The organism is Pseudomonas sp. SJZ074 (assembly GCF_007828215.1).
Lineage (GTDB): Bacteria > Pseudomonadota > Gammaproteobacteria > Pseudomonadales > Pseudomonadaceae > Aquipseudomonas.
On sequence record NZ_VIUE01000034.1, the window covers coordinates 49935 to 61365 of the forward strand.

General features: G+C 62.1%; 7 protein-coding genes. 4 read left to right on the forward strand and 3 right to left on the reverse strand.

What is annotated here, in order from left to right; translation table 11 throughout:
- The first annotated feature begins 161 nt into the window (after positions 1 to 161).
- The 3 genes from FBX99_RS25460 (at position 162) to FBX99_RS25470 (ending at position 2795) form a co-directional block, all read left to right on the forward strand.
- Positions 162 to 869: a TetR/AcrR family transcriptional regulator gene (locus FBX99_RS25460; RefSeq protein ID WP_047703815.1), complete on the forward strand. Its 708-nt coding sequence runs from the start codon at positions 162 to 164 to the stop codon at positions 867 to 869.
- Between the two features lie 180 nt (positions 870 to 1049).
- Positions 1050 to 2048, forward strand: coding sequence for a beta-N-acetylhexosaminidase (gene nagZ, locus FBX99_RS25465; protein ID WP_178112067.1), 999 nt, complete (start codon positions 1050 to 1052; stop codon positions 2046 to 2048).
- A gap of 12 nt (positions 2049 to 2060) precedes the next feature.
- Complete coding sequence (locus FBX99_RS25470) at positions 2061 to 2795, forward strand: S-methyl-5'-thioinosine phosphorylase (RefSeq protein WP_144924150.1); 735 nt, start codon at positions 2061 to 2063, stop codon at positions 2793 to 2795.
- A 54-nt stretch (positions 2796 to 2849) separates the two neighbouring features.
- Here the strand turns inward: FBX99_RS25470 and FBX99_RS25475 are convergent, their stop codons facing one another.
- The 3 genes from FBX99_RS25475 to mfd are packed head-to-tail and all read right to left on the reverse strand — an operon-like array spanning position 2850 to position 9578.
- Positions 2850 to 5540: a DEAD/DEAH box helicase gene (locus FBX99_RS25475; protein ID WP_145133286.1), complete on the reverse strand. Its 2691-nt coding sequence runs from the start codon at positions 5538 to 5540 to the stop codon at positions 2850 to 2852.
- 11 nt (positions 5541 to 5551) lie between these two features.
- On the reverse strand, positions 5552 to 6118 hold the full coding sequence (locus FBX99_RS25480) for a CsiV family protein (RefSeq protein WP_144924144.1): 567 nt from the start codon (positions 6116 to 6118) through the stop codon (positions 5552 to 5554).
- A 10-nt stretch (positions 6119 to 6128) separates the two neighbouring features.
- Entirely contained in the window at positions 6129 to 9578 is a 3450-nt protein-coding gene (gene mfd / locus FBX99_RS25485) for a transcription-repair coupling factor (RefSeq protein ID WP_145133288.1), read from the reverse strand.
- Positions 9579 to 9747: 169 nt separating this feature from the next.
- Between mfd and FBX99_RS25490 the strand changes: the two genes are divergently transcribed.
- A complete protein-coding gene (locus tag FBX99_RS25490; protein WP_144924138.1) occupies positions 9748 to 11211 on the forward strand; it encodes a glyceraldehyde-3-phosphate dehydrogenase in 1464 nt (487 codons plus the stop codon).
- Positions 11212 to 11431 lie beyond the last annotated feature (220 nt).

Sequence of the window (11431 nt, forward strand, 5' to 3'; positions counted from 1 at the left end):
GGCCGCTGGACGGTCGATCGGGTGGTTCACGCCACTTGGGCAACCGCCTGCAAAGGTGTGGTTAAATAGCTGACCGGGCGTTCGCAAAACGTCCCGCCAGGCTTGACAACCCCAAGGTCGAAACGTATGTTTCAAACAAGTGTTTGTCAGGCGGAGTAACCATGGCCCAGTCGGAAACCGTTGAACGCATTCTCGATGCTGCGGAACAGCTGTTCGCGGAAAAAGGTTTCGCCGAAACCTCGTTGCGCCTGATCACCAGCAAGGCCGGGGTCAACCTGGCGGCGGTGAACTATCACTTCGGTTCGAAGAAGGCGTTGATCCAGGCGGTGTTCTCGCGGTTCCTCGGGCCTTTCTGTCTCAGCCTCGACCGCGAACTGGAACGTCGCCAGGCCAAGCCCGACGTCAAGCCCTCACTGGAAGAGCTGCTGGAAATGCTGGTCGAGCAGGCGCTCGCCGTGCAGCCGCGCAGCGGTAACGATCTGTCCATTTTCATGCGCCTGTTGGGCCTGGCATTCAGTCAGAGTCAGGGGCACCTGCGGCGTTACCTGGAAGACATGTACGGCAAGGTGTTCCGCCGCTATATGCTCCTGGTCAACGAAGCTGCGCCCCGGATCCCGCCGATCGAGCTGTTTTGGCGCGTGCATTTCATGCTTGGCGCCGCCGCGTTCAGCATGTCCGGCATCAAGGCCCTGAGGGCAATCGCCGAGACCGACTTCGGTGTGAATACTTCCATCGAGCAGGTGATGCGCCTGATGGTACCCTTCCTGGCGGCCGGCATGCGCGCCGAAAGCGGCGTCACCGATGACGCCATGGCGGCCGCTCAGTTGCGTCCACGCAACAAATCCACGCCGACCCTCGCCAAGGCGTGAACGGGTGGGCGCGGCTGCCCACATCCGCTAAGCTAGCCGCCCATGCCGACTCTCGTTTCGAACCCGTTTCAAATGGTCATCGCACGACCGCGACCTACCGGGCCTGGTACTTGGTGGCGCGGTCGTGTCGTTACTGCCATGCGGGTTCATCGTAACTAAGGAAATGCTATGACTGCTGGCCTGCAAGGCTCGTTGATGGTGGACGTCGCCGGTACCTGGCTGACGGCCGAAGATCGCCACCTGTTGCGTCAGCCGGAAGTGGGTGGGCTGATTATTTTTGCGCGTAATATCGAGCATCCACGCCAGGTGCGGGAACTGAGTGCGTCGATCCGCGCCGTTCGTCCTGACCTGTTGCTGGCGGTCGATCAGGAGGGCGGGCGTGTTCAGCGTCTGCGCCAGGGGTTTGTGCGATTGCCGGCGATGCGGGCGATTGCCGATAACCCGAATGCCGAATACCTGGCTGAGCAGTGCGGCTGGATCATGGCGACCGAAGTGCTGGCGGTGGGGCTCGACCTGAGCTTTGCCCCCGTGCTGGATCTCGATTATCAGCGCAGCGCGGTGGTTGGCAGTCGGGCCTTCGAGGGCGATCCGGAGCGCGTCGTGTTGTTGGCCGGTGCATTCATTCGCGGCATGCGAGCGGCCGGCATGGCCGCGACCGGCAAGCATTTTCCTGGCCATGGCTGGGCCGAGGCTGACTCTCACGTGGCGATTCCCAACGATGAACGCAGCCTTGAGCAGATCCGCGCCAATGACCTGATGCCCTTTGCCCGATTGAGCAAGCAACTGGCCGCGGTGATGCCAGCCCATGTGATCTATCCCCAGGTCGATGCCAACCCGGCAGGTTTTTCCCGACGCTGGCTGCAGGACATCCTGCGCGGGGAACTGCAATTCGATGGCGTGATTTTCAGTGATGACCTGTCGATGGCGGGCGCCCACGTGGTCGGCGATGCCGCCAGCCGTATCGAGGCCGCATTGTCGGCCGGTTGCGACATGGGGCTGGTGTGCAACGACCGTGCTGCCGCGGAGCTGGCCTTGAGCGCCGCCCAGCGCCTGAAGGTCAAGCCATCGGCGCGGATCTCACGCATGCGCGGCCAGGCCTTCGCCACCACCGAATACCGCCAGGATCCACGCTGGCTGACGGCAATCGGCGCGCTGAAAGCCGCCCAATTGATTGATTAAGGACGTTTTGTCATGACCGTTTACGCAATTATCGGCGGCACTGGCCTGACCCAGCTCGAAGGCCTGACCATTCGCCGGTCCCTGGCGGTAGATACGCCTTATGGCCCACCGTCGGCCGACATTCAGATCGGCGACTACGCCGGACGCGAAGTGTTGTTCCTGGCTCGCCATGGTCATCCCCACCGGCTGCCCCCCCATCAGGTGAACTATCGCGCCAATCTCTGGGCGCTGAAGCAGGCTGGCGCCGAGGCGATTCTGGCGGTCAATGCCGTGGGTGGGATCCATGCGGCGATGGGCACCGGGCACTTCTGCGTGCCGCATCAATTGATCGATTACACCAGCGGTCGCCAGCACACCTATTTCGCTGATGATCTGGAAGCGGTCACCCACATCGATTTCAGCTACCCCTACAGCGAATCGCTGCGTCAGAAACTGATCGCCGCCCTCGCGGCCGAAGGCTGCAGCTACAGTAGTCATGGCGTATACGCCTGCACCCAGGGGCCACGCCTGGAAACCGTGGCCGAAATCGCCCGCCTGGAACGTGACGGCTGCGACATCGTCGGCATGACCGGCATGCCGGAGGCGGCGCTGGCTCGCGAACTGGAGCTGGACTACGCGTGTCTGGCCCTGGTGGTGAATCCGGCGGCGGGCAAGTCCACTGCGGTGATCACCATGGCGGAGATCGAGCAGGCATTGCATGACGGGATGGGGAAGGTGAAGTCGACCTTGGCGAGGGTGTTGATGTAACGCCATCGCGAGTAAACTCGGCTCCCACAGGTATCAGGCCGCCACCAACGGGCCTCAGCGCTTCGCCAGCTTATCCGGCAAAGGCGCGAACAACGCCTCGATATCATCGCTCTGCAGTTTCCAGTCGCCGGTTACGCGCCCGTCGAGCACGCCGGCGGCGAGATCGGATTTCTCCTTCTGCAGCAGCTGGATTTTTTCTTCCACGGTGCCCCGCGCGATCAGCTTGTAGACGAACACCGGCTTCTCCTGGCCGATGCGATAAGCCCGGTCGGTTGCCTGGTTCTCCGTTGCCGGATTCCACCAGGGGTCGTAGTGGATCACCGTGTCGGCTTCGGTCAGGTTCAGGCCTACACCACCCGCCTTCAGGCTGATCAGAAAGATCTTACGCTTGCCGCTCTGGAATTCCTTGACGGGAGTCCGTCGGTCCCGGGTCTGGCCAGTCAGGATGGCGTAGTCCACACCGCGTTTTTTCAGCTCATCCTCGATGAGCGTCAACATGGACGTGAACTGGGAAAACAGCAGCACCCGCCGACCTTCTTCAAACAGCTCCTCCAACATCTCCATCAGGCTGTCGAGCTTGCCTGAAGTGCTGCCTCGAACGGGCGGGGCGTCGCTGATCAGCCGCAGGTCACAACACACCTGGCGCAGCTTGAGCAGCGCTTCAAGAATGATGATCTGGCTGCGGGCGACGCCCTTGCGGGTGATTTCGTCGCGCACTTTCTTGTCCATGGCCAGGCGCATGGTTTCGTAGACATCCCGCTGGGCATCGCTGAGTTCGACCCAATGGACGATCTCGGTCTTGGGTGGCAATTCCGTCGCCACTTGCTCCTTGGTCCTGCGCAGCAGGAAGGGTTTTACCCGGCCATTGAGGTGTTGCAGCCTGGCGTCGCTGCCGCGCTTTTCGATGGGTACGCGGTAATCGCGATTGAAACTCTTCACGTCCCCGAGCCATCCGGGCAAGAGAAAGTGAAACAGTGACCACAGCTCGCCCAGGTGATTTTCCAGGGGCGTGCCGGACAGGCACAACCGTTGCCGGGCATCGAGTTCACGGGCGGCTTGGGCGGCCTTGCTGGTAGGGTTCTTGATGTACTGGGCTTCATCGAGGATCAGCACATGCAATGGCTGCATCTTCAGGCGTTCGACGTCCTTGGGCAGCAAGGCATAGGTGGTGAGCACCAGGTCGTAGTCGGCCAGCCGTTCGAAGTGTTTCTTGCGCCCGGCGCCATACAGGGCCAGCACTTTCAATTGCGGCGTGAAGTGAGCCGCTTCGTCGAGCCAGTTGGGAATCAGGCTGGTGGGCATCACCACCATGCAGGGACGGTCGAGGCGACCGGCGTTCTTTTCGCTGAGAATGTGCGCCAGGGTCTGCAGGGTCTTGCCCAGCCCCATGTCGTCCGCGAGGATGCCGCCGACTTCCAGTTGCCGCAGCGACTGCATCCAGCTCAAGCCTTCGAGTTGATAAGGCCGCAGCGTCGCGTTCAGGCCCTCCGGCACGGTGGCGGTGTAGTCCTTGATGTCCCGCAGGCGTTGGGCCAGGCCGCGAATGTGTTCGCCGCCTTCCCAGCGTAGGGGCACGTCTTGCAGCGGATTGAGGCGCAAGGCGTCGGCGCTGTTCAGGCGCAGCTTGGTGGTGCCGGGTTCGTTCAGGTAAAACTCGCCCAGGGTGGCCAGCACCGGTTTCAGCCGGCCGTAGGGCAGGGCCACTTGTTGCGGGCCGAACTCCGAATTCGGACGGTTCGGTAAGTTGACCAGGATAAGTTCGTCATCGCGACGCCTTGCCAGGCGTTCCGGGTTGAACAGTTCGATGTGCGAGCGCATCAGGTTCAACAGGATCGGCAACAGGCTCAATCGCTCACCGTTGACGATGATTCCCAGCTCCAGGTCGAACCAGTCCCGCTCCGGCGTTTCCTCGACAGTGGCATACCAGTCGTCCACGGCGGTCAGGTCGAAGCCGAAATCCTCGTCGATCTGCAGCTCCCAGCCCTGGTTGCGCAGTTTCGGCAGATCATTGAGGGTGAACGTCAGCCAGGCGCTGTCGTTGACCATCTCGTACAGTTCGCCGGCACTTTCCGGCAGGGCCTTGCTTTGCCGGGTCGCGATCTTGAAACCGAGGATTCGTAGCTGCTCGCGGTAGGACTGCTCCACATCGGTGTGGCGTTTTATCCGCAGCGTTTGGGTTTCCTGGCGAATCAGCACGTCGGTGTTGCGTTGGCCGCTGACGTACTCGTCCAGGTAGCTGAACGATAGCGCGGCGCGGTGCTGGATGTAGCGCTGCATCTTGCCATTACGCGGCTCGAAAGCGCTGAACTCAATGCTCGCCAGCCATAGGCGCGGCAGCGGTTGAACGTTGTCCACCAGCACCTGCGGCGGGGCCTTGGGATTGCGATTGTCCAGCACTGCCTGGAGTTTCTCCAACAACTGGGCGTCTTTCTCGGCCGCCGGATAAGCCAGGGTTTCCTGAACTTGCAGCAACACCGCCGCGCAATGCTTGCAGTTGATACGCACCGGACAGGAGCACGCGGCTTCGAGCAGGATCAGCGTGCCCTTGGCTGACTCTTTAAGGCGTATGGTCTGGCGATAAACACTGCCGCCAGAGCCTTCACAACTGGCGGTGATGGTGCTTTCTCCGGCCTCGACGATCCTGACGCGGTTCTCCAGTGCGTAGCGGCGCCCGCGCTCCAGGCTCTGTTCCTTGAATCGATTGACCCAGGAAGGTGCCAGCGGTTTGCTCAGGGGCGAGGGCATAGGCGCGCCGATCAGTCCGGAATGACGTCAGGTGCCTGCCGTGGAGCGGGCGCGGTCAGTGAGGTGATCTTGATCAGCAGGGCCAGCTGGCCGTTGTCGAGGTAGTTGAGTTGGCCGTTCTTGGTGTGGCTGTTCTGCTTCAGGCGTTCACTCGCGGTGACCAGGCCATTGGCATCGATCCGGTTGATCCAGAAGTCGGCATCCACATCGGTGAAGCGCCCCAATTTCAGCCCCAGGGTGCCTTCGATGGGAAATTGGCCGAACTGCTCGACGCCGTCGCTGATGGCGACTTTGCTGCCCTGTTCACCGAGGTTCTGCTGCCAGGCCTTGTGCATCAACACAGTGTATTGGCCGCTGGCGTTGAGTTTATCCACGATGTTCCCCAGCGCCGGGGTGCGCTGGCTGTCGGCGGGCAGGCGTTGCGCGCCGGCGTCCCAGTCTTCCGGAGCGGCACGGCTGATAATCACCGGTTCGGCGTTCTGGCGCAGCAGAATCATTTCAACCTGATACAGGTCGTCGGCAGACGCCAGGGGAGCGACCAGGGTCAGCAGCAAGGTCAGTGAACGAAACAGGCGCATGGGGCGTCCTTCAAGCAGTGGTCGGGGTGAGGCGCTCGAACAGCGCTTCTACGGTATTGAAACGTTCTTCCGGGCGCTCCATGGGCACCATGAACTTGAACATCGTGGCGCCTTCGAACTTGTAGCGCTTGGGCTGGCCCTGGATCAGCTTGATCAGCACCAACGGATCGACCGGGGTCTGGGCTGCGAACTCGATCCGGCCGCCATTGGGGCCACCGTCGACTTTCTTGATGCCAAGTTGTTCGGCCTGGAGCTTGAGCAGCGTCATTCGCACCAGGTTCTTGGTCGGTTCCGGCAGCAGGCCGAAGCGGTCGATCATCTCCACTTGCAGGTCCTTGAGGTCCTCCTCGTTGCTGGCTGAGGCAATGCGCTTGTAGAGAATCAGCCGTGCATGGACATCCGGCAGGTAATCCTCCGGGATCAACGCCGGCACCCGCAGGTTGATTTCCGGCCCGCCGCCCAGGGGCTGGTCGAGGTTCGGCTGTTCGCCCTTGCGGATCGACTTGACCGCCCGTTCCAGCATTTCCATATAGAGAGTGAAACCCACGGCCTGGATCTGCCCGCTCTGGCCGTCCCCCAGCAGTTCGCCGGCACCGCGGATTTCCAGGTCGTTGGTGGCGAGCACGAAACCGGCCCCCAGGTCCTGGGTATTGGCGATGGCCTCCAGGCGTTTTTCAGCGTCGGGGGTGATCTGCTGGCGCGGCGGTGTCAGCAGGTAGGCGTAGGCCTGGTGATGACTGCGCCCGACCCGGCCGCGCAACTGGTGCAACTGGGCCAGGCCGAACTTGTCGGCGCGCTCGATGATGATGGTGTTGGCGCTCGGCACGTCGATACCGGTCTCGATGATGGTCGAGGCGATCAGTACGTTGAAGCGCTTGTGGTAGAAGTCGCTCATTACCTGTTCGAGTTCGCGTTCGCGCATCTGCCCGTGGCCGATGCCGATCCGTGCTTCCGGCACCAGTTCGGCCAGGTCGGCGGCGCACTTCTCGATGGTCTTGACGTCGTTGTGCAGGTAATAGACCTGGCCGCCGCGCAGCAGCTCGCGCAGCAGGGCTTCCTTGACCGTGCTCTTGTTCTGCTCCATGACGAAGGTGCGCACCGACAGGCGACGGGCCGGCGGCGTGGCGATGATCGACAGGTCGCGCATGCCCGACACCGCCATGTTCAGCGTGCGCGGAATCGGCGTGGCGGTCAGGGTCAGGATGTCGACCTCGCTGCGCAGGGCCTTGAGCTGTTCTTTCTGGCGCACACCGAAGCGGTGTTCTTCGTCGATGATCACCAGCCCGAGGTTCTTGATCTTCACATCGTCCTGCAGCAGCTTGTGCGTGCCGATGACGATGTCGATCTTGCCCTCGGCCAGGTCGGCCACGGCGGCGTTCACGTCTTTGGCGGACTTGAAGCGGCTCATCACCTCCACAGTCACCGGCCAGTCGGCGAAGCGGTCGCGGAAGCTGTTGTAGTGCTGTTGGGCGAGCAGGGTGGTCGGCACCAGGATGGCGACCTGCTTGCCGCTGTGCACGGCAATGAACGCGGCGCGCATCGCCACCTCGGTCTTGCCGAAGCCGACATCGCCGCATACCAGCCGGTCCATTGGCTTGGGCGCGAGCATGTCGGCGCGCACGGCTTCGATGGTGGTCTGCTGGTCGACGGTTTCCTCGAACGGGAAGCCGGCGCTGAAGGTTTCGTAGTCGGCTTTCGGGTCGGCGAAGGCATAACCCTCGCGCGCGGCGCGGCGGGCGTAGATGTCCAGCAGTTCGGCGGCCACGTCGCGCACCTGTTCGGCGGCCTTGCGCTTGGCCTTCTGCCAGGTTTCCGAGCCCAGGCGATGCAGCGGGGCGAGGGCATCGTCGCTGCCGGTGTAACGTGCGATCAGGTGCAGGTTCGCCACCGGCACGTAGAGCTTGGCGCCCTCGGCGTATTCCAGAGTGAGGAATTCGGCCGCCTGGTTGTCGATTTCCAGTGTCGCCAGGCCCAGGTAGCGGCCCACGCCATGGTCGATGTGCACCACCGGCGCGCCTTCGCGCAGCTCGGTGAGGTTCTTGATGACGGCGTCGTTGGCGGCATCGGCGCGTTTCTCACGGCGACGACGTTGCATGACGCGCTGGCCGAACAACGGGCTTTCGGCCACCAGCGCCAGCGCCGGATCGTCGAGCACCAGGCCTTCGTCCAGCGGTGCGATGGTGATCCCCAGGCGATCCTTGCTTGCGACGAAATCCGGCCAGCTGTCGACCGTTTTCGGCCGCAGTTTCAGGCGATCGAGCAGTTCCAGCAGCACTTCGCGCCGCCCGGCGGATTCAGCGGTAAACAATACGCGCCCGGGAAACTCGTCGAGAAAACCGGCCAGCGCCGCCATCGGCTGCGTGGCCTTGGCTTCGATTGCCAGGTCCGGCAGGGCCTTGGCGGGAAAGCGTTCACGGCCGACGCCGGGCTCCACGTCCTGTTGGCTTGCCACCACCCGTGGCCAGTTCTTGAGACGGGCAAAGCAGTCTTCCACCGGCAGGAACAACTCGGCGGGCGGCAATAAAGGACGGGAAGGGTCGACGCGACGTTCTTCGTAGCGATTACGCACGTCGTTCCAGAAGTTTTCCGCTGCCTGTTCGATGCCGGGCAAGGAGAACACCTGGGTGTCCTGGGGCAGGTAATCGAACAGGGTGGAGGTCTCTTCGAAGAACAGCGGCAGGTAATACTCGATGCCGGCGGGGGTGATCCCGCTGCTCAGGTCCTGGAAGATCGGGCAGCGACGAAAATCCACGTCGAAGCGCTCGCGAAACCGCGCCTTGAAGCGGGTCACGGCGTCTTTCTGCAACGGGAATTCCTTGGCGGGGAGCAGGCGGACCGACTGAACCTTGTCGATGGAGCGCTGGTTTTCCGGGTCGAAGGTACGCAGGGTCTCGATTTCGTCATCGAACAGGTCGATGCGATAAGGCAGCTTGCTGCCCATCGGGAACAGGTCGATCAAGGCGCCACGCACCGCGAACTCGCCATGCTCGTACACCGTGTCGACGCAACGGTAGCCGCTGGCCTCCAGTCGGGTACGCATCTGCTCCACATCCAGCTTCTGGCCGATATCCAGCACCAGGCTGCTGCCGAGCAGGAATCGGGTTGGGGCCAGGCGATGTAGGGCCGTGGTGATGGGCACTACCAAAACGCCATGACTGAGCTCCGGCAACCGATAAAGGCTGGCGATTCGCTGGGAAATGATGTCCTGGTGCGGCGAGAACAGATCGTAGGGCAGGGTTTCCCAGTCCGGAAAATGCAGAACCGGCAGATCCGGGGCGAAGAAACCCAGCTCCTGCTCCAGCCGCTCGGCGCTCTGGCTGTCGGCGGTCAGCAGCAGGGTAAAGCGCTTGGCAGCGCTGGCGGCCTCGGCAATGGCCAGGCTCAGGGCGGCACCGGGCAGGTTGCCCCAGTGCTGTTTACCTGCCGTGGCAGGGAGAAACGGAAGACGCAGAACGGGCACGGAAGGTTGAGCTCCAAGCGTTGCGACAAAGTCGACAATTGTAGCGGGGTAAAGGGGCGGCTGTCAGTCGCAGACTACCCGGGCAGAGGGGAAAACCACGGCGCGACAGGCGCGCATTGCTCCGGCGTGGACTCGGCGGCATAATGTAGCCCCTTTTTTCAGCCCCTACATGTGGAAGGTTCCCGTGACTCAGAAGCCCGACCAGTGTCTTGGTGAATGGATTGATCGTGAAGCACTCGCCGAAGCGATGATCCCTCTCATCGGTCAGCTCTACCGCAATAACAACGTGGTGAGCTCGATCTATGGCCGCAGCCTGATCAACCAGTCTGTCATCGCGATTCTCAAGGCTCACCGCTTTGCTCGCCACCGTTCTTCCGACGACAGCGAACTCTCCGTCCACGAAACATTCCCTCTGCTCAAAGCCATGAGCGAGCTCAAGCTCGGCGCGGCTTCGGTGGACCTGGGCAAGTTGGCGTTCAAATTCCGCAACGAAGGCAATGGCCGTAGCGCCGAGCAGTTCGTGCGTGAAGAGATGGCTGATGTGGTTGGCCAGCAGAACGTTTCGGCTCGCAAAGGCACTGACGTGGTCCTGTACGGCTTCGGTCGTATCGGCCGTCTGCTGGCGCGCATCCTGATCGAGAAAACCGGTGGTGGCGACGGCCTGCGCCTGCGGGCCATCGTGGTGCGCAAGGGCGCCGAGAACGACCTGACCAAGCGTGCCAGCCTGCTGCGCCGTGACTCGGTCCATGGTTCGTTCAACGGCACCATCACCATCGACGAAGAAAACAACACCATCACCGCCAACGGCAACCTGATCCAGGTGATCTACGCGAAGAACCCTACCGAGGTGGACTACACCCAGTACGGGATCAAGGATGCGCTGCTGGTGGACAACACCGGTGTATGGCGTGACGCCGACGGCCTGGGCCAGCACCTGGCCTGCCCGGGTGTCGACCGCGTTGTCCTGACCGCGCCTGGCAAGGGCAAGCTGAAGAACATCGTTCACGGTATCAACCACGGCGACATCACCGCGGACGACAAGATCGTCTCAGCCGCCTCTTGCACCACCAACGCCATCGTGCCGGTGCTCAAGGCAGTGAACGACAAGTTCGGCATCGTCAACGGTCACGTCGAAACAGTTCACTCGTACACCAACGACCAGAACCTGATCGACAACTTCCACAAAGGCGATCGTCGTGGCCGCAGCGCCGCGCTGAACATGGTCATCACCGAGACCGGTGCCGCCACCGCCGCCGCCAAGGCCCTGCCTGAACTGGCCGGCAAGCTGACCGGCAACGCGATCCGTGTACCGACGCCAAACGTGTCGATGGCCATTCTCAACCTGAACCTTGAGAAAGCCGCCACCCGTGAAGAGATGAACGAGTACCTGCGCTACATGGCGCTGCACTCCGAGCTGCATAAGCAGATCGACTTCGTCAATTCCCAGGAAGTGGTGTCCACCGACTTCGTGGGCTCGCGCCACGCTGGTGTCGTGGATGCTGAAGCAACCATCAGCCAAGACAACCGCGTTGTTCTGTACGTCTGGTACGACAACGAATTCGGTTACAGCTGCCAGGTGGTCCGCGTGATGGAAGACATGGCCGGTGTGAACCCGCCAGCGTTCCCGCGCTAAGGCTTAGCCGCTTGTGAAAACGCCCCGACTTGTCGGGGCGTTTTTTTTCTGGGTTTTTTGTGTTGTCTGGGCAGGCTTCTTCGCGAGCAAGCCCGCTCCCACAGGTGACCGAGTTGATGCACGCGGTCCAATGTGGGAGCAACTGTCTTGGATGATTTATTTAGCCATTCTTTTTCAAGGCAGCAAAAGCTCTCACAGCTCTTGGCAGTGCAGATATCTG

Bases quoted from the DNA above. Each gene is read 5' to 3' on its own strand.
- FBX99_RS25460 (WP_047703815.1), top strand. From the start codon at position 162: ATGGCCCAGTCGGAAACCGTTGAACGCATTCTCGATGCTGCGGAACAG.
- FBX99_RS25470 (WP_144924150.1), top strand. From the start codon at position 2,061: ATGACCGTTTACGCAATTATCGGCGGCACTGGCCTGACCCAGCTCGAA.
- FBX99_RS25475 (WP_145133286.1), bottom strand. From the start codon at position 5,540: ATGCCCTCGCCCCTGAGCAAACCGCTGGCACCTTCCTGGGTCAATCGA.
- FBX99_RS25480 (WP_144924144.1), bottom strand. From the start codon at position 6,118: ATGCGCCTGTTTCGTTCACTGACCTTGCTGCTGACCCTGGTCGCTCCC.
- FBX99_RS25490 (WP_144924138.1), top strand. From the start codon at position 9,748: ATGTGGAAGGTTCCCGTGACTCAGAAGCCCGACCAGTGTCTTGGTGAA.